We start from the raw sequence: 19,164 nt of genomic DNA, 5'->3' as shown, positions 1-19,164 counted from the left end.
ACTGCACCGACTCCAGAACGGAAACATCATGGACACCAACAGCACTGCCGGCCGCCAGATGGTCCTTGGACTTCTGCTCTCGCCAGCCAGCTCACACATCGCCGGATGGCGCCACCCCGACGCGATCTCCAACGCAGGCTGGGACTTCTCCGACGTGCTTGGCGTCGCCCGCTCTGCCGAAAATGCCAAGCTGGACTTTGTCTTCCTCGCAGACGAACTATGCGCTCCCGAGGGCAACGCGCAAACGCTGAGCCGAGATCCTGTGGTCTACCGCTTCGAACCCCTCACTCTCCTGGCAGCCCTGTCCGTCAGCACAGACAGGATCGGGCTCGTCGCCACCCAGACCACAACGTATAACGAGCCGTATCACATCGCCCGAAAGTTTGCCTCGCTGGACCACCTCAGCCACGGCCGGACCGGATGGAACCTCGTCACCTCATATGTTGAGGCCGAAGCCCGGAATTTCAGCAGCTCCGAACATCTGAAGAACGCCGACCGCTACGAGCGCGCGGAAGAGTTCTTCCGCGTGGCCGCTGGATTGTGGGACACCTGGGACGACGACGCCTTTGTCCTGGACAAGAGCTCCGGCCGTTATTTCGACCCGGAGAAGATGCACGTACTAAACCATCACGGCAAGCACTTCTCGGTCCGGGGACCGCTGAACGTACTCCGTCCCCCACAGGGGCGCCCCGTCCAGGTCCAAGCCGGCTCCTCCGAGGCCGGAAAGGAGCTCGCCGCACATTATGCCGAGGTGGTGTTCACCGCCCAGAACAGCCTCGAATCGGCCTTGGCCTTTACCCTCGACCTCAAGGACCGCACCGAAAAGGCCGGCCGACCACGGGACAGCATACGAGTCATCGCCGGAGTGCAGACCATCATCGGTGACACCATCGAAGACGCCCAGGCCAAGTACCGTCAGATGCAGGAGCTCATCCACCCCGAGGTAGGCCTGGCCAGGCTCTCGCAACTCCTCAGCTTCGACGTGACCGCGCTCCCCCTGGATGAGCCACTCCCTGAGTACATACCCGAGACCGAGGCCTACAAGAGCCGCCAGCAACTCATCATCGACACCGCCAAAAGGGAGAACCTGACATTGCGCGAGCTCTATCGCCGAGTGGTAGGCGCCTACGGGCACCGCGTCGTCATCGGCACCCCCGACTCCGTCGCCGGAGAGCTTGCGGCCTGGTTCGAAGCGGGCGCCGTCGACGGCTACATCCTCTCGCCCGCGTACCTACCGGAGGGATTCGAGGAGTTCCAGAGCCGGGTCCTGCCTCTCCTCCAGGAACGAGGACTGTTTCGCACTGAATACACCGGGACGACCTTCCGCGACCATCTCGGCCTTCCAAAGCCGGAACGCGACCAGGTCCAGGTCCAGCACCCGGCACAAACCGCAGCAGCAGTGTGATCCAGGGGGATCTTCCGAGTGTTGCGGCCAATCATGAGTACGCACGGGCCACACGCTCATCAGATTCCACCGCCTAATGGGGAGACTTTGCCGACTGTGTCCAGCGCGGTTGCCGAGGCTCTGGTCGAGCGCGCAGGACGCCTCTTCGGCCTGATGAGCAATGGCAAGGCCCACCTGACCGGCCGGGGGTTGCCATTCACCTCTGCCCGGCACAAAGCCGCAACGGCGGCCATGTCGGACGCCTACTATCGCGCCAACGGCAGAATATCCGCCCCTTCAACCACGGATGGGCGGGATTCACCAACCCGTCCATTTCGCATCCCGGAGCCCCGTCCGATTTCACACCATCACCGGCCTGGAGTAGCTGCGCGAAGCCCGTCGAGAAGAGCCCTGACCGGACCCACGCCATGTTCCGGAGGCACCAATGGGATCAGTCATCTAAGTCGGGCCCGCGTCCGGTTTGATTTCGCCGTGCGCCTGCGTTGACACGGCCAATGCCCATTTGATGGCGCTCGGCCGACCGAGGCCGCCCAAGGAGGGAAGAGCCAATGGCCGCAAGTAGTCACGATAAAGAAGATTTAAGTGTGGACAATGTCCACACCCCCTTTGGCTTACAAAGCAGCCACCATCAACGTCTTCTCACTCGAGGAACAACCCAAAGTCAAGCTCGTTGACCAAGGATCCAGACGTCATGTCGTGCCTAGTCCCTCTACCCATGAAGAGGTGTAGGACAACCACGACCTACCGAACGGACCAAGAAAGGACCCGCATAGCCCCAGTTCAGAGCAAGCGGAGGGCCGACCAGCCACGACCCTGAGCCCGCTCCCCCACAACCAAACAGGCGACCCGCGGCGCCAGGCACACCCCGCGGCCAGTATCAGAGGGACCTAACCAACCAGAATGTACACCCGTTAAAGCAAAAGACCCCTCCGAAGAGGGGTCATGCTGTGCCCGAGGTGGGACTCGAACTACATTCCATCCCTTGCAAACACCGGGAACTGCCGAAAACATGAACAGTTCACCCCAATCCGACCGATGTACTGTCCGTTCCAAGGCCAAAGGTGTTGACATTTTCAACACCTTTCTGTTGCTTGTCCCAAAGCAGCCCGGAGTCTTTATTTCTTGTCAGTGGGCCTGCTACAGAAAGCCACAGTGGACTGGCAACGCATCCGCATCCTTTTCCGGGCATATTCGGCCGTCGTTGCAGCTTTCCGGGATGACTCCCGAGACGCCCTTCGCGAGAAGGCATTCGATCTTGCGGGACGCAGTGCTCCTGCGCTAAAGGCGATTTCCTTAGTGGTGTGTTCGCCGCGGAGACCTTGCGCAAATTCGCGCCGCCAAGTCCTGGGATTCAGGGGGTGATGATTGATTGACCCTGCGAAGCAGGGTCAAGCCAACATTTGGACTTGACGTCCATATGAGGCTGCAGCTTTCAAGCCTAGGATCAAGCCGGACTGCGTGCCTGTATCCCTCGGTCATGGATATTGGGGACCGAATACCAGGGCTTGAACACAGCCGGACAACGCCACGCTATGCGATGTGGCATGCAAACGAACTCGAACTGAGAAGCTTCCTGTTGACGACGTCGACAGGAATGAAGGCCTGGTTCAAGTCTGAGGAGGAAGCTGCCGAAGAAGAGGCGCGGCGGGCATTCGATCCGCAGGCTTCCTACGGCGACGAGGCCTACAGCCTGTTTATGGACCGTGTAGCTATTTTCTGGGAACACTACTGGTATCAACTCGCGGCTGGCGTCATCAAGGACGGCTTCACCCTCTATGAGATCTTCCTTGAGGAGTCCGCCCATGACCTGCTGCGCGCCCACGGTTCCGGGCTCAGGTATCTCTCGACTGAGAAAACCTGGTTGCTGAATGAGTGCCACGACTTCTATGACCGGTACCTTGGCGGCTTCCAAATCAAGAGGCTCGAGATCGAAAACATCCAGTGGATTCGCCACAAGCTGTCCCACCTTCGGGACTCACTGCGAACAGTTGGCGGCAAGGCGGAGTTCGAAGAGAGGATCGAAGCACTTGGGATCAGTGGGGCGCCGTCCCAAGTAGAAGACGGGCTGGGCATTCCCCATTATGACTACGGGCGTGACCTTGCTTTTGCCAAGTCGCTGACTTTGAGCCCGCTTGAGGCGTGGTGGATCCTCGACAAACTTCGCGCACACGTCGAAGAGCTCACAGTAATCCTCCACCGGATCCAGTACGGGAGGCGCACGACGCAGGCCCTATACGACCTAAGTAAAGGGAAACCGGTAAAAGAACGAGACTGGAAGCTCCTGATTGCTCCGGAATAACGGGCTTCTGTCACCGACAGCTTCCGTAAAGGCTCTCCTAACGCCGCCCACTGGACACAGGAGAAACCTCGCTCGTCAAGATGGGCAGGCTAAACCGACAAGACCTTGGCGCAGCAAGTCTTAAGGGAGCCGCACGCCCGATCACGAGGGAGGGATCGTGATTTCATCGCGATGAACGACCGAAATGGAGTAAAGGGACACTGGGTCAGGTCTCAGTAGCACAGCTTTTCGTTCAGCAGGGATGCGCAGTCACCTTCCTGACTTTCATGCTCCCCACGGGATTGCGTGGTTGGAGGCGTCTGGTTCACACACCCGGAAGCGCCGGCTGTGTTAAGGAGACCGATGATAGCCTGGCGCACCTGCCGCTGAGCTTCAACAACCGCAAACGCGGCATCGGTCTTGGATGCTGTAAAGGGCTGTCAGGGCAGAGCCGCACTCCCAGCGAATATGGGAATCCACATTCGCTTATCCAAAAGAAACCATGGCGTCTACGTTCCGCCCACTAATTCGTTGCCATCGGCGTCACGCGGACGCACAATTTCCCAGATGGGTTCCAACGACTGCCCAACCGTCAAACGGACTAGGAAGCGTTGCCGGAAAGCATCGAGATTTAGAAGATGGCTCCACGCGGCTAAGCCCGATGCAGGCATCCACCGCTAGCTCGGGAAGCGGAGCTACGGGGCACCCCTTGTACCCACATTTCTCCGCTAAGCAGTGTTCTCTGCGGCGGGTCGACCGCTCGGTGGGATACGACCACGCGAGAGAATAGAGTCATGGGTCTATACGGACGAGACGACGATATCCGTTGGTTGCAGGTTGCGGAGCCTGGTTTCATCGCAGTTGTTGGGGATTCCGGCGTTGGAAAGTCGAGCTTACTCAGCGAGGTTTCACGTAATAGCCGTGATGGATGGATAACTGCCCCCGTGACCAACCTCCGCTCGGCTCCGGGACAACTGCACAGCGCCTTGATCGCCCAACTTACGGCAATCTTGGACGTTCATCTAGCCGATCGCTCTGCTGTCGAGGCGACCCTTGAGTTTCTTCACGGGGCAGCCAAACGGCTCGGAGCTGTCGGGGGAAAGGAACTGTCGCGGGTCGTTGGGGCGGAAATCCTCAACCTCCTCAAGGCGAGGTTGGGTCCGGAGTTTGGGGAGTCCATCGGAAAAATGACCAGAGATATCCTCCAGACCGGCGATGAGTCTCTGAGGGAGCGTCTTGCTAGTTCATCCGAGTTAGGAACAGTAGAGATTGTCCTCAGCTTCGCGGAGGAAATCGTGGAACTTACCGGCCGCGATTTGCGCTTGGTTCTTGATCGCGTGGAGAGACTTTCCCCCGGCGATAAAGCGATTGCACTCGACATGGCTGAAATGCTTCCGGACCATGTGCAGGTTATCGTGGGCCTAAATACTGCTCGAACGGAGAACCAGACTTTTCGTGCACAGTTGGCTGGAATCGGCGCACAAATAGTTGAAGTCCTTCCCCTTAACCTTGACACCATTCGTTCCTGGCTACGTGATGCGAATGTCAACGCCCCATCACCTGAGGTATTCCTTCGGGTGACGAGCGGCTATCCACTTTTCATGGATGAAGCAATAAGTGGGGCCCGGGCTGGTCTGCGGATCGAGAATATCCAAACAGCTTTCGCATTCCAAGAACTGATGCGGACCTCTTGGAATCAACTAAGTGTTCACGCCAAAACTGCTGCCCGGAAGCTCGCGGCTTTCAACGAGAGTCCGCCCGATGACTTCATAGCGCAATTGCTCCAAGTAGATCAAAATGCGTGGTCCGCTGTCCGCGATGAGCTACTTCACCGCGGGATTTTTATTATCGATAGCGACGAGGTTGCTTGGTTCCACGATCGGCGACGGGACCTCCTTTGGCGCACCATCATGAACAGTTCCGATCGAAATGAAGCAGCAACGGCAGCCACAGCTTTCCTTGATTCCCGGCTCGGCGCTCTGGACCACATACCACTGTGGGCAGTCACGTCCCTTGCCGAGCTGTCCCGAGCCGAGCCCGTCCGATCTAAGTACCCCCGGATTGCCAAGCTGACCGAGGCATCAAGGGACAGCATGGCTGTTCTGTTCTCTCTGCTCGAACTGATGGAGCCTGATCGCGAGAATGGCGGCAAGTTTGTGAAGACGCCTTTGCTGCTCAATTACGCTTCCGATGTCATAGGCGTGCAGAGGGACGGCGTCGACGCGCTTCAGGAACTTGAAGATGCTGGCTTTGCCCACACCTCAAGCAACGGCTCAGCCTCCGTCACGACAGCTTTGATTCCGGACAAGCTCACCTATGCGGCAATTCTCGGAAGGATGACCAGCGAATTCGGTCGATGGATAATTCCAAGTATTGCTAGCAATCTCTTCCAGCACCATTTTCAACAGCTCGTGTCACCCTTTGTCGCAGCAACGTATGGGATCGGTTCACTGTCCCTAACGGAACTAGCAAAAGCCGCTCACAACGCTGTCGAGGAAACACGCCGAGATTCTCCTGTGCATGCCGAAGCCTCGCTTGCCGTAACAGCGCGTCTTGGTACCCGTCCCTTCTTTGCTGGTATTTCCTTCCAGACCGCAAGTGACCGTGATGAGGCAGTGGCGCGACTTACGGCGGCATCTCAGGTTCGAATAATGGAGGAACCGCTCCATATCTCATCCCTGCATAGGCTGCCGACGCCAAGACTCCGCTCGCACAAAATCAAGAACGTGTTTAATCTTCTAGGTTTACTCGATGCCGAGGACAGCACGCCGCTTGTGGGAGCGCATTTCCATCTTGCTTCCGCCCAACTTCGCGTTGATGCCATGGAAGCAGTCAGGCAGATCCTTACGGAGACGGAACGGGCAGCGGCGGACCTCGTTGAGGCGCGGTCGCTGCTTGTGGAATTGAGCCATGCGCCTTCGTCGATGATGGAGATTCGCCTCTCGGGCGCCTTACCTCGTGCAGACTTGATCGAGGTACCGCAAGGTTTGCTCAACCCTTTTGAAGATCCACTATTCGGCTTCAAGCTCGCGAGAGACGGGCTAATCCTCCCTGGGGAAACCATTCGCGGCTGGTCGGTGATGGGCTATGCAAGAGAATCGCGTCAGTCCTACAAGCCATACTCAGACGTCGAGGAAGAAGTGACCAAAGCTTTGGAGGAATACAACAAGTTCCAGCAGGTAGAACGAATCCCATTGGACGCGTCCTACCTGGAGTCCGAGATATCAGCGCACCAGAACGCATGTGTACGGCAAGCAGAAACATTGTTGGAAGCGGGCATCGGTACCGCAGAAAGCCTGTCGGAGGCGTCATCCGTTGCACGTCAGATCGTGATTTACCCCTCTCGTGAGGTCTGGGGGGATAGCTACGGTGCTACCTGCCTGAAAGTTCGGAGTACAGTCCCGTCAGTATCTGTGACAATCACGGACGAACCGCCAACCCGAGAAAGCAGGCTCACGTTCTTCGGAGTTGACGCTGACAACGCCCCGGACAACGGAGTACTTCATAGGTCGTCATTCGCGTTTGCTTCTGACTTGATCGCCGATCTGATGGGCTACGACAGCAGGGACATACGGCTTGTCAATCCGTCCATGCCAGATGCGCATACGCTTTGAGTCTTGGAGCAGTCCCCTGCGTGGTGAAATAAAGCTTGACTGCTCCCATTGCACTCTCCACCTAGGTGCGTGGACTTTGCTGCCAATGCTGCTCCCTTTCGGACTATTTCGAAGCCACGCTCCCCATTGAAGGTACCAAGCAGCACGTCGCCCCAACACTAGATGGAGTACGGACCCCATTCCCTGGTCCCCTGTGGCCATGCCTAGGATGACCTTGTGCGTTGGAAGTTCCACTTCCCCGAGGGTCCTGATACTGGGTTTTGAAGCTCCGGTCGTTGCTTCTGTTCATATCAACTCAGGCGGAGGCTTCGGTGGACCCTAAGACTCGTAGATCGAATTCAAGCGTGCATGAGTCCGCTGCTCGGAAGGCCTTGTGCCTTGCTGGTGGCAGGGTATTCGTCGGAATGCCCACAATCACGGCACCTGAGGGTCGTCACGGTAACCGCCTCCGCGGAGGTGATTAGGGCTGCACTACATCCGGCTGTTTCGCAGGCAGTCTTCTGGTCGCACTGCACCTAGAAGTCACATGACACTGGTGTCCGGGCTCCTAAGGAGACGCGTCCAAATTGCTCGTATCCCCCGCTGATGCCTCCGCTCTATATGAAGGACTGGCGTGCGGCGTCATGCGATAGGAAGTGCACGCGCAGTTGCCTATTGCTTAGCACGAAGGGCCTTAAGCGCCGGGTAGTAGGGATGGCGCCTGTTGCCCAGTAGGTCTAGGGGCAGGTTCAGCTGCTCTATGGCGTATATTTCGAGCAGCCAGGGCGCATCTGCCTGGAGCCATGTCACGCGGGCGTGCTGGCTCATCCAATCGCTGATCCGATGTTCGCCATAGTGCGTGAAGGTCAGCCGATTATCGCTGCCGACTCTGCGGAGCGCTCTACCAATCCCGAGTCAGTCATACCTCTTCGGTAGCCTGTACGGGTGACTCACCAACTTGACGAAAAGCCGCAACTACCCCCCTGGCAGTGGCCCCTCGAATGGTGGCTTGACGAGAAGTTCTGGCGCGACGTAGCGACACGGACCGTCTCGGGATTAGTCGTACTGCTGATTGGTTATATCGTAGCCGTGACGAGCGGCCTCCTGGGGATTCCCGATCTTAGGAAAGTCCTCGCCGTCATCCTGGTCATCGCCGGCGCCATCCTCATCGGATTTCCGTTTGTGCGTCTTTCGCGAAAGATAATTAAGCTGATCAAAAAGCACGTCACGCCACGTTGGTTGCAGTCCTCATGATGTCGGGCTGGGGTTTGATCTACGTCGGCTTGATCCTGACCTGGGCTGTGATCGTTCTCCACATGACCAAGTGGGCCTACGAGAGTATCTGAGTCAAACTGGAGGCCATCTTCTATGGGCTCGGTACGCATTCACGACGTTGACAACAGACTGATACTTCGAGCCCATGGAATCGGTGATCGAGAGAACCAAGCTATCCGGATAGCCATCTGCGCTTATCCACCGCGACTCGTCTTTGAAGACGGACCGGCACACTTCAGCTAGTCGCTGGATTACCGCTGTGAGGTCAATCGTCATTTCTGGACTGTAGCAAACTTTTGTCCTCAAAATCGGGAGGAGTCAGGTACGTGTACCAGCGTAGTTCATGGATGGTGTTTGGGTTTAGTGAGAAGCCTGTCTCAGGATCAAAGGAGCAGAGCGGCTCACTCCCTCGTTGATCAATCGTCGAGGCACCACCATCCTAGGAAATGAGGCTATCCCGTGCCACTGCCGACTCTCTCGGTTATCCCAAACCGTGCTCCGGCCATCATGGTGCTGTTTCCTCCGGGTCCTTCGGAGCCTCTGAAGCGACGGTGATCTTATCTATTTCCGCCATACCCTCTGCGTACTTGCTATAACCAGGTCCAAAAGTAGCTACGAAGGCGGCGACGGAGAGGATGGGCAACAGCGGCTTCGTGAGCTCCTTCAAAGAGAGTCCGAAGTTATCAAACCATCCGACTCCGATCACCCGAATGACCCAGATGCTTGCGATAAGCGAAAGGAGCGCAATATAGCCACCCAACAGTGATCGAGCCGTCTCCGTTGCTTTCGCAAATTTTTCGCTATCGAGCTTCCGCAACCGAAAGGCCCACAGGCCAAGGATGCAAGTGGCGGCCATGTGCGGAACAAAGAAGGTTATTATCAGCGCGGCCCAACCACTTCCGCTCGTCGCAGGGAACACAACCGCCAATGCCGTCGGAAGAGGCCATTCACCAACAACACGCAGGGCCACCGGAAGCGACACAACCAATATCAAGATGTCCACGATAACTGGAGCGACCAGCGCCGACAGTACTGTCCAGCGAGTGACCTCCCGTTTCTTAATGAGGACCGGATCAGATGCATCGGCACTGAGCTGACGTTTCTTTGATTCAAGTTCCCGGTCGATTCGAAGCAGTTCTTCTTCCGACGTCTCGATAAGCGCTTCGAGACGAAGGGGAGAAAGTTCCTCCACATTGGATGACTCATCCTGGTCAGCCACGTGCTGGCGTTCGGAAAGCAGTTCCCGCCAGGTTGCGAGTTGCTCTGCGACGTCCGCGCGCATCGACGTTAAGACACGGACCTGCCTAAGGCTTTGGGCGTCTCGTCGTTGAGAACTAAATGCCCGCTGGCTGATGAGCGAGAAGAGGGCCAGAGATGCCGGAGCAAGCAGCTGAAGGACCTCAAAGCCATCCAATATGGCCCCCAGACACTGTCAATTCACCTTCCACAATTGACGACTCTATGGGATCTAGGGGAGGTTCGAAAAGTGAGCCATTGTGACGGCGGCGCAAAATGGCTCACTTTCCGACCAGCGCCGACATGGGATCGGCGTCCTCATACAGGGATTACCACTCAGCGCCCGCACTTGGAGTCGTTTCACGACTGCGTGGTATGCCCTAGATTTGACGCTTCGTCAAAGAACAGCACCCCACTCTGGCCCGAGTGCATGCCCCAAGTCGCCCTCAAGGCCCACCGGGCGGCAAACCGTGGTCCACCTCTCGCCCGGCCAGGGACCCGGGTGAGCCTAGTGGAGAGGCCTAGCCAGATTGGTGCAGGGGATGCTGCGTCATGCAGATTTCATTACCAGAGAGCCAGAGCCTCTCCGCCACGGCGAATTCCGAAAAGTCAAGCTTTGTCAACAGTAAGGGGCCATATAGGCCCCTGACCTGCGACAACATCGTGCCCGAGGTGGGACTCGACAGGGATTCCAGGCTTTGGAAACACTGGGAAGTCGCGGAAACATGCGGAGGCCGGGCCAGTCCGATGGGTGTATGAGCCAGCCCGGGGCGGAAAGTGTGGACATTGTCCACACTCTACTTTTCGTCCACGAATGTTGCCTTACGGACGACGCGCTTCGGCCGGGAACCGCAGTGCACAACCTGACAAGGGAAGAGGGTGCGTTGCTCGCCAGCAGTGCCGACAAGACCTCTGCCGGATATCATCATCAGATTTTCTCTTTCGCACATTCATACCGATTCGACCCCGGGGCGACTTGACCTGCACACCTCTCTTGGGAAGGGCTGCCGCCCAAGAGGCCGAGCGGCTAACCACAACACACCAAACGGTTCGATTTCGCAGAGCTTGAAGCGATGGTACCGACGGAGTGCATGTGCCGCAGGACATCGCCACAACAAGGCCGTCAGTCGCGCCGGACAACGCGATATAAGTCGCTGACACGTTCTCTCACTCGGTTACCAGCCTGGCCAACGATCGGACGGCATAAGTAAACTGATCAAACTTCAGCCTGATATGGCCGTTTTGCAAACCTCCAGTGCTTCGGACGAGCTCGTGAGCCTTCAACTCCAACAGGCCATCCGGAACGAAGCGCGGCTTGGTTCGGCTGACCCACGGCCAACGATCGGCTTCGTCGCCCCGCTCTTCGCGATAGTCATCCGGAATGTACAGCGGCTCCGAAGTCACCTCGACCACGGCGTAGCATTCTCTCGTTTGCGCGGAGATCAGCACGAGATCCCCTTCTTTGATGCTTGGCCGCCCCTTAGCAGGACTGCCAAAGAACCAGTTCCGTCGCCATTGATCCAGCGCCGGCTCGCCGTACTCGGACTTCAGCCAAAGGGTCCTGTCTCTGTCGCGCGCATCCACCAAAAGCTGCTCAACCGAAGCAAGACCCGAATCACTGTCCAACCCATCCGTAATCGGTTGGTCTACCACCGTCAGTTGACGGGCCTGCTGTGTGAGCTTGTCGAGGTCGGCTGTTGTCACAGGCCGACTTGCCCACGCGTCCATGCTTTGCCGCACTGATAGGACCTGGGCAGGCCCAAGTTCGACGCCGAGCTCAACATTGCCGGCAGCCGAACTGCCCAGCCCGGCACCAGTGAGGTTCGCTGATCCAAGGAATCCGCGGGAACCAAGAAGGAAAGCCTTGGCATGCAACCTGTCCACGTGTAGGACCGAGAAGCCCGACTGGATAAGCTGCAAAAGGCCGTCAACGCTCAAGTAACCGTTGGCGACAGCACTCGGATCGAGACAGGTGAACAGCGTACGCGTAGCGTCCGCCTGTAGGGCCCATTGAGCTAAACGCTTACAAACGTCATAAGAGAGAAACGGACTGGCCAACAGCACATCGCCGCTGGTGTCCTGGACGGCATTAAACAACCAATCAGCAGCCTTCGAATGCACCGCACCTTCGTTCATCACAAAAAAGACACTACAGCGGCGATAATCCTCACAACTGCATCGTTTTCCCGTGTCCGGCCCAGATGTCGGTCCTTACGGTGTCGATTCGTTGGGTGTACCGTGCACGGGCGACCTAAGAAGCCATGTCGCTTCCAATCAGGTTTCGCGATCACGGTCTTGTTCCGCTCTTCCGATCACTCCACGTGTTTTGACTTGTGCATTCCCTTGCGATAAAAGAGTTCGAGTGAACGAACCAATCAAGCATCACTTCGTGCCGCAGTTCCTCTTAAGGCATTTCGCTGACTCGAAAGAGCAGCTTCAAGTTCATCGGCTGGCGGGCAACCAGAGTTTCCGCTCGACCGTCCGGAGCACGGGCCATCGCAACGATGGACACACACTGTATGGACCTCAGTTCGGCACCTCCGGCATGAATAGAACATTGCTTGAGTCGGCCATGAGCGACCTTGAAGGCGATGCCGCAACCGTGGTCGATGAACTCGCGACCGGGAATTCTCGAGACGTGACAGATTCACAGAAGCAGGTCCTGTGTTGGTTTGCTGGGCTCCAGATCCTTCGCAGCAGGTTCACACTGGGCTACGTCGTACGGCAGCTCGAGCAGGGAAAATATGCGGAACAATTTGGCGACCTTCCAGCGGAAGAGCTACAGACGGCCTTATTAGGTTCAGCGCTTTCTCCGTTCTTAGGAGCCTGGTCGAACCGCAACAATCCCCGGGCGCAAGCTAAGGACAAGTGGAATCCATTCTCCGCAGGCCTACGGCAATTCAGGTGGGACGTACTACACTATCGCACTCCGAGTCTCGTACTCTCCGATGCTTTTGCTGCCCAGAGCGGGATCCGGGACGAAGCGCGTCCAAATTACACCAAAACGGAGCGCCGCTGGGCCATGCACGGTTTTGTCTCGTCACTGGAAGACTCCGCGCGTGTAACCATGGCCCTCACACCAGAATTGGGAATTCATCTTCATCGCTCAAACCAAAGGAAGTCATTAAAGGCGGAGGATTTCAACCGTTACACCGTCTACTCATCTAGAGACTTCATAGCTCACGCTCCTGACTGGCACGACTTAAACCCCCGGCTCCACCAGCTAATGGCTGAACGCTTAAGTCTTCAGCGGATGCTAAGAATGGCGATGCCGGCCAATTTCTAAGTGCCCGTCAAGAATAACCAACATAAGCTAGCCAGGGTTGCTCAAGGTTCGCGGGGCTCCAGACTGATCGACGAGTTCGGCAAACTCTGAGTTGGTGAGCACGGTCAGCCCGAACTCCCTGGCTTTGTCGCTAACTGCGTCGTCCCCAGTCACAACACACCACTCCGGAGGCATGAGAGTCTGGTCGTCGTGGCTCCTGGCCCTCCAAAGCGCATGCAACGACCAGCGGATCGGCGTTTCCGAGATTGGCGTAAAGGTTAATCAGGCGCGTGTCTGCCTTCGGTATGGACGCCATAACTTCGACCAGTAGCCGAAGCATCCTAGGGGTCGTTGGATGGACGTTGTTGTGCAGCGACGTGATGTCCGGAAATCCCTGAGACTCGTGCAGCACCGCCTCGGGTATGACCGCGTTCTCCTGGAAATATGTGCTGGCTCGCCGCTGCCTTCCAAGTTGACTAAGCGCGTTTGTGTCGATCACGTACCGTCGCCCGAATTCACTCATCAGAGAGCCCTTCTGAGGTCGTCGATTTGTGATGGTTTGAGGCGGTTTAGGCAAACTGCACGGCAGAACTCCCCCGGTGAGATGTTTTGTTCGTCAAGCGCCCGCAGCATCTGTCGATTGAGCTCCCTCCCGTTGTACTTAGTAACGGCATTCTGAGGGAGGATCTGATTTCTGGGCCCTCCTTTGGGGCGGCTCCGGAATTCTACTCGGAACTGTTCAAGGTACTCGTTTGCAGTAGCTGGGTTGATGATCCCCAGTCGCATTGCGCGCACAGTTGCGGCGCTAGGGGTGACCTTGAAGGTCTCCGCGGCGCTGTGCATGTCGTCGAGGGACGTTAGCCTCACGGCTGTGAATCGTTCGCCAGGCATTAGCATAGCGCCGGCAATATCATACTCAAGCCCAGGCTCCGTATCGGCAGTGCCACCGTCCCAGGTCATCGGAGCAAAGATTCGCCGGGCTATCAGAACCGTCAACAGCGCAAGTGTAAAGATGGTACGACCTGCGGGTTCCTGATCGTCACCATGATCTCCACCCGCCAGAAAAATGTATGGAACCTTGTTGTCTCGAATCGTCATGCCACTAAACTTCACATGCGTTAACCGCTGCGGCATATAATGCTGGACACTCCGCGAAACCAGCACTTGGTTGGCCTCAAGACGGTCGATCATTAGTTCGAGCGCCCTTTCCTTGCTCTTACACGCGCGAAGTGACTCATGTGAGAGGCCGATAGCAGACATAAGTTTGGCCGCTTGCGCCTCCACGGATGGGCCTGCGTCACGCAGTAGGCCCACTATCTTGTTTCGGTGAAGAGACTTGTCGTATTTCCGAACTAGCTGCTGCTTTCGGATTAGGTCTTTGACGATTAGCTCGACATCCCGTAATTGCACCTTAGAGCGCGACCCAATTGAGAACGTGTCTTTACTTAGCCCGGCGAGCAACTTCTCAGTCTTCTTCTTCACCTGCTCCTGTACCAACGCGTACGGGGCGAAGAACAGGGAATAAGGAATGTCGCCCTTGTCGGCTAATGAAACGAGATCGGCAAAACTGATTCTGCCCGAATCAATAGCCTTCTCATACCCCCTGTAGGTTCCCGCTACCGAATTGTCGAGAAGTTCAGTGAAGGCCGCCTCTTCAATTGGGACCGCATCGCCATCCAGCAGAACCTCGATCGCCATTAGAGGTCCTCTGGGTCAAAAATTGCGCCGAGCAGGCTACCCGGACATGCCTGGACACAAGCTCTTCGTCGCCGCCACTGCTCGTCCACATCGTTCCGCGGATAGCCTGGTGGTAATCCTGCTCGCCAAAATGCTTGATCATTTTGTCTGCTTCGCGGAATATTCTCCATCGAAGAGACTGGATGAAGACGCCTTGTTGCCCCAATGATTACCACGCGTATCGCCCCTTCTGTGTATCAACAAGTTACAAGATTCGTGGCAGTCACTTCGTGTATGACACGAGTCTCAGCCACGCCTGGTGAAATAACGTAAAGCAACGCAGGTGACTGCACTGAGAATGCTTCACCGCAACACGCCACCGTCGCACCCGCGTCGAGACCGGCCTCGCGACCCCCATAAATAGCTGTCCTAGAATCGGACTGTGAATTCTGTGGAGGCTCTGCCGACCACATAGTCCCACTCGTCGGGGTCGGCAAGTTCAGGCCTGGGCGCGATCTGTTCAACGACATTCACTTGGCCAGGAATCATAGGAGCCGCTACAGAAGGAAACGCAGTTCGTCCGAGAACGGAGTCATGTGTCGGGTTTTCAATGGAACCGTCTGTCAGGTACCAAGGGCTATCGGTCCCGATGACCTCGATGAGCCGGCCTTGGAGCCGAGTGCTACCGGGCTCCTTTCTGCGTGATTCCACGGCGACTTTCAATCCGGCGACTAGCCGCTCGGTGACGGCCTTCCAGTCAATTGGGACAGCCATGCCCCAGCTACCAGTGCGTTGAAGCTCCGTCAAAAGGTTTGAAACGACGTCACCGAAATCTTCAGTTTCATCCCAACTCACTTCAGAATAGAAACCAAGGGAGTCGCCTGAGTAGGCGACCAAGTAGGGAATCTCGTCGTCCAAGGTGTACTTTTGACCGCCGAACTGGGTGTAGCTTTGGAGCTCGGCAGGCAGCGCTAGCCTCAAACCGATGCGAAGCTCCCCAGATTTTCCGGTGGCTTGAACGAAGCTTTCCTGTTGGTGGAGGCTGTTCATGTCGACTGCGGACTTTAGGGCGGCCAGCACAGCTGTCCGTGGGAAGTCTTTTGAGAGGTCAGCCAGCTTCTTGTCCTGGTCGCTCAATTTGCCGTTAACTGCTAAATTGATTCACTGTTCGAGAGAAGCGAATTTCTACTCGATATCGCCCTGGACTTCGTCACGAAGATCTTCCTTGATGCCGGCTGTTGCGTCAACTGTCGCATTAGTCACTGACGTTTTAACTGCTCTTCGTATCTTCGGTTCGACAAGCAGCAAAAGACCGGCGGAGACGAGCCCCGTTACGGAGTTGGTCAGGATGGACTGCCAGATAGATAAGCTTTGCGTGTCATCTGAAGCGAACAGCTGACTGATGAAAAATGCATCAGATCCGAGGATCGCCCCGCTAGGAGGAGTGCCGCCATCCATCCGAAGTGGATCTTTTCTTTGGGCGTTTGCTGGGCCGAGGTCGTTTTCACAAGGAAACTGCACTTGAGGCTTCCGGTTGGTGGCGCGGGCCAAGAATAACTGCTAATTCCAAAAAGCATCTCAAGAAGGAGATGCTTGTGAAACTCTTCGGATGCGCCGCCAGAGGAAGCCTCAGTGTCAGGAAAAAGCAGGTCCGGGCACAGATCCGCCTAGCGAAGTAGCGTGGCCGCAACCGCCGATAACGGCGCATATGTCAGGACTGTTAGCAGTCCCCGGCGCAGCGATCGCGCCAAGCGATGCCACATGCCGAAGATTAGGGCCGCTCAGTCATGACGCTGCACAACGGCCTGCCCATGAATAGCCAGAAGCAACAACGCTGTTTGTCATTCTGATATCCCGATCATCGCTGGATGGGCTTCGCGCAACCATAGCGTCACCGCGCCGAATCGGAGCCTGGGAATTGGCTCAGCGTTCCCACGCCACCCCCTTCCGAGGACCTTCTCCCGGTCACCCTAGTTGCGTTCCAGCTACTTGTCAGAGCACAAGTGCCCTATCAGAACGGCCAAGGGCCAAAGACACAACGCACGCACAAAGGAATAGGACAATGAATGCGCTCACCATCAAAGACCCGGCAGATCTACTGAGCTTCATCGGGCACACCCTAGGGTTCTGGCCCCAAGAGAGTCTGGTCTGCATCACCCTGGACAAAGGCAAGGTCGGCGCCACACTCCGCATCGACCTCCCCCGCCAACCTGGAACAGAACTGCCTTACGCGAGGACGGTCAGCAGTTATCTCACCAGTGACACCAGCTCGACGAGCATCGTCTTCGCTCTCTACACCTCCCAGCGCTGCCGTCCAGGCCAGCCCAAGCCACACGCAACCACCATCGCCGCGCTCACCGGAGTCCTTGCCGAAAACGGCATCACCATCCGCGACGGGATATTCGTCAGTGACGACACCTACTCCCCCTACGACAGCGAACCTGGCCAGGACATCAGTCTGCCCATCAGCTCCACCGAGTACAGCCGAGTCAACGCCGAATTCATCTACCGCGGCAGCACCATCGAACCCACCAACCGCATCATCCTCCCGACGCCAACCCACGAAGCAGACCACGCCACCGCCGTCGAAAACTCCATGGACACCATCCGAGCCCAGACACCTCATCAAGCCGCAGAACAAGCCAGCAAACTGTGGTTGACCATGCTGGAGTCAAGCGACTTCCCCACCGACGAAGACTGCACCACGCTCATCGCGAACTTCCAGTTCCCGCACATCCGCGACCGGCTTATGGCAGATATCCCCGGCATCGACGAACCACCGCAACACATCCTCTTCGCCCAAACCCAGTCCGCGCCCAAATGGTCCCGGGTCGAATGGGCACAGCAACTCCTCCTCCACGCCTACACCAGAACCAGCCCACAACACGCAGCACCCATCCTCACCACCATCGGCTACATCAACTGGTGGGAAGGCCGAGGATCCAAAGCACACCAATACATGCAACTCGCCCTCGACACAGACCCCAGCTACCGCTTCGCACGACTCACCGACCAAATGCTCGGAGCCGGAATCATCGCCGGCTGGAACACCAATAAGAACACCGCCTACAAAACACGCCTCGATATGCCGTAGGTCGAGACCGCGGTCAGCTTGCCGCTAGCTCGTCACGGCCTCCAAAAGACCATTTGTGGTTTGACTGGGAGTCCGCGGCTTCGCCTCGAGGGCTAGCCCCCCACTCCTCATATTTTCGCTACCCGGCTTCCGGGATCATGCGTAGCCCTGCCGCCATTTGCCTTCGCAGCATCTCTGCCGGTACCCCGTCATGCGCTCGGAGTGCGAGTCCTTCGGAAAGCATGTTGATAGCGTGCGCGAGAGCGAGCGTATCTGACCCTGCGGGGATCTGTCCGCTTCGAATGCCCAAATCGAGTTTGCCTTGAAAACGGCGCACTCCGTCGTCTCCGATAGCTGCAAGTGCGCGTGCGACGTCGCTATCGCGGTCTTCCAAACTCACCGCAGAATGGACTACCAAGCACCCGAGGTGAGGCCCTGGCGCCGTTATCACGTCCACAAAATCTTCGAAGAATCGTTTGAAGGCTTCTGCGACCCGAGGTTCTTGATCGAAGGTATCCCAGACGGGATCCCAGAAGGTGCGTTCGTAGTGGTCAACGACGTTTATGAACAGCTGCGCTTTGCTGCCGAACGCCGCATACAGGCTCGGTGGGTTGATTCCGATGCCAGCGCACAGCTGGCTTACTGACGTCGCCTCGTAGCCGTGCTCCCAGAACATGTCCATCGCAGCCTCAAGCGCTTGCTTCTCATCGAAGGCCCGTCGTCGACCGCGCGCGCCATCTCGGGGCTTCGCGCTGGACGTGGACATAAGCACCTCACAGAGTTGACGACTAACTGTAGCGCTCACTACAGTATCATCTGTAGCGACCGCTACAGAATGCTTTTGACCACAAGGAGTGCTGGTGTCCGAGAAAACCTACGTCCAGGAATACAACGCCGTGCTGGAGGCGCTGTCGAAGTACATCGAAGGGTGCGCAAAAGCTGACGGCTCCATCATGCGGCCAGCGTTCCACCCCGACGCGGTGATGTTTACCACCGCCGAATCCACGGTTTCACGGGTTCCGATCCAGACACTGTTCGACGAGATCGAAACAGCGTTCAACCCTTCCAACCCGAACTCTGCAGTCGTAACCGTCGACATCGTGGGCAGTGTCGCCAGCGCGCGGGTCGACACCGACAACCTCGATGGTTTCCGTTTCAGCGATTTCTTCCACCTGCTGAAGGCTGACGGTGAGTGGCAGATCGTTGCGAAGACTTTCCACACACACTCCACCTCTGCGAGCTGACACTCGCTGGCATCGGGGCTGGCCTCCACGCCGCCCCGATGCCCCCTCCCCAAGGGCTAAAGCTTTGGCTATCGGCTTTAGCGCGCCTGGCACGGCCCCCGACTCAACAGGCCTTCAC

The 19,164-nt window shown here is 57.2% G+C and carries 14 protein-coding genes; 7 read left to right on the top strand and 7 right to left on the bottom strand.

Features of this window, described 5'->3' with window-relative positions:
• Positions 1–28 precede the first annotated feature (28 nt).
• From JMY29_RS09060 to JMY29_RS09050, 3 genes are all read left to right on the top strand, one after another.
• Positions 29–1,405: an LLM class flavin-dependent oxidoreductase gene (locus tag JMY29_RS09060; RefSeq protein ID WP_209783720.1), complete on the top strand. Its 1,377-nt coding sequence runs from the start codon at positions 29–31 to the stop codon at positions 1,403–1,405.
• Positions 1,406–2,882: 1,477 nt separating this feature from the next.
• Complete coding sequence (locus tag JMY29_RS09055) at positions 2,883–3,704, top strand: hypothetical protein (protein WP_189075672.1); 822 nt, start codon at positions 2,883–2,885, stop codon at positions 3,702–3,704.
• 923 nt (positions 3,705–4,627) lie between these two features.
• Positions 4,628–7,297 (top strand): hypothetical protein, encoded by a 2,670-nt coding sequence (locus JMY29_RS09050; RefSeq protein ID WP_189075673.1) that lies wholly within the window; start codon positions 4,628–4,630, stop codon positions 7,295–7,297.
• A 651-nt stretch (positions 7,298–7,948) separates the two neighbouring features.
• Here the strand turns inward: JMY29_RS09050 and JMY29_RS20945 are convergent.
• Entirely contained in the window at positions 7,949–8,185 is a 237-nt protein-coding gene (locus tag JMY29_RS20945; RefSeq protein WP_324293005.1) for a GIY-YIG nuclease family protein, read from the bottom strand.
• Positions 8,186–8,221: 36 nt separating this feature from the next.
• Between JMY29_RS20945 and JMY29_RS09045 the strand changes: the two genes are divergently transcribed.
• Positions 8,222–8,530 carry a hypothetical protein gene (locus JMY29_RS09045; protein WP_189075674.1) on the top strand — a complete coding sequence of 103 codons (309 nt, stop codon included), beginning with the start codon at positions 8,222–8,224 and terminating at the stop codon, positions 8,528–8,530.
• A 526-nt stretch (positions 8,531–9,056) separates the two neighbouring features.
• Here the strand turns inward: JMY29_RS09045 and JMY29_RS09040 are convergent.
• Complete coding sequence (locus JMY29_RS09040) at positions 9,057–9,965, bottom strand: hypothetical protein (protein WP_189075675.1); 909 nt, start codon at positions 9,963–9,965, stop codon at positions 9,057–9,059.
• Positions 9,966–10,954: 989 nt separating this feature from the next.
• Complete coding sequence (locus tag JMY29_RS09035) at positions 10,955–11,926, bottom strand: phospholipase D-like domain-containing protein (RefSeq protein WP_189075676.1); 972 nt, start codon at positions 11,924–11,926, stop codon at positions 10,955–10,957.
• Positions 11,927–12,149: 223 nt separating this feature from the next.
• On the opposite strand from JMY29_RS09035, the gene JMY29_RS09030 reads away from it, so the two are divergent.
• Positions 12,150–13,073, top strand: a complete 924-nt coding sequence (locus JMY29_RS09030) for a DUF4238 domain-containing protein (RefSeq protein ID WP_189075677.1) — start codon at positions 12,150–12,152, stop codon at positions 13,071–13,073.
• A gap of 501 nt (positions 13,074–13,574) precedes the next feature.
• Here the strand turns inward: JMY29_RS09030 and JMY29_RS09025 are convergent.
• The 3 genes from JMY29_RS09025 to JMY29_RS09015 all read right to left on the bottom strand — a co-directional run bounded on the left by JMY29_RS09025 (position 13,575) and on the right by JMY29_RS09015 (position 16,280).
• The gene (locus tag JMY29_RS09025) at positions 13,575–14,750 is read right to left on the bottom strand and encodes a hypothetical protein (protein ID WP_189075678.1); all 1,176 of its coding nucleotides are present in this window, start codon (positions 14,748–14,750) and stop codon (positions 13,575–13,577) included.
• A gap of 408 nt (positions 14,751–15,158) precedes the next feature.
• Positions 15,159–15,866, bottom strand: coding sequence for a hypothetical protein (locus JMY29_RS09020; RefSeq protein ID WP_189075679.1), 708 nt, complete (start codon positions 15,864–15,866; stop codon positions 15,159–15,161).
• 48 nt (positions 15,867–15,914) lie between these two features.
• Positions 15,915–16,280 (bottom strand): hypothetical protein, encoded by a 366-nt coding sequence (locus JMY29_RS09015; RefSeq protein ID WP_189075680.1) that lies wholly within the window; start codon positions 16,278–16,280, stop codon positions 15,915–15,917.
• 511 nt (positions 16,281–16,791) lie between these two features.
• On the opposite strand from JMY29_RS09015, the gene JMY29_RS09010 reads away from it, so the two are divergent.
• Positions 16,792–17,823, top strand: a complete 1,032-nt coding sequence (locus JMY29_RS09010; RefSeq protein ID WP_189075681.1) for a DUF4192 domain-containing protein — start codon at positions 16,792–16,794, stop codon at positions 17,821–17,823.
• A gap of 118 nt (positions 17,824–17,941) precedes the next feature.
• Here JMY29_RS09010 and JMY29_RS09005 read toward each other — a convergent pair whose 3' ends face one another.
• Positions 17,942–18,568: a TetR/AcrR family transcriptional regulator gene (locus tag JMY29_RS09005; protein ID WP_039240892.1), complete on the bottom strand. Its 627-nt coding sequence runs from the start codon at positions 18,566–18,568 to the stop codon at positions 17,942–17,944.
• Between the two features lie 94 nt (positions 18,569–18,662).
• Between JMY29_RS09005 and JMY29_RS09000 the strand changes: the two genes are divergently transcribed.
• Complete coding sequence (locus tag JMY29_RS09000) at positions 18,663–19,046, top strand: nuclear transport factor 2 family protein (RefSeq protein WP_189075682.1); 384 nt, start codon at positions 18,663–18,665, stop codon at positions 19,044–19,046.
• Positions 19,047–19,164: the final 118 nt, after the last annotated feature.

It is taken from the genome of Paenarthrobacter nicotinovorans, assembly GCF_021919345.1.
In the GTDB taxonomy this organism is placed as follows: Bacteria; Actinomycetota; Actinomycetes; order Actinomycetales; family Micrococcaceae; genus Arthrobacter; species Arthrobacter nicotinovorans.
The sequence above is the reverse complement of the archived record's forward strand: the minus strand, read 5'-3'. Positions and strand labels throughout refer to the sequence as shown.

What these genes read in the sequence shown, in the direction of transcription:
- JMY29_RS09025 (WP_189075678.1), bottom strand. Translation starts at nt 14,750, where the DNA reads ATGGCGATCGAGGTTCTGCTGGATGGCGATGCGGTCCCAATTGAAGAG.
- JMY29_RS09005 (WP_039240892.1), bottom strand. Translation starts at nt 18,568, where the DNA reads ATGTCCACGTCCAGCGCGAAGCCCCGAGATGGCGCGCGCGGTCGACGA.
- JMY29_RS09060 (WP_209783720.1), top strand. Translation starts at nt 29, where the DNA reads ATGGACACCAACAGCACTGCCGGCCGCCAGATGGTCCTTGGACTTCTG.
- JMY29_RS09055 (WP_189075672.1), top strand. Translation starts at nt 2,883, where the DNA reads ATGGATATTGGGGACCGAATACCAGGGCTTGAACACAGCCGGACAACG.
- JMY29_RS09010 (WP_189075681.1), top strand. Translation starts at nt 16,792, where the DNA reads ATGAATGCGCTCACCATCAAAGACCCGGCAGATCTACTGAGCTTCATC.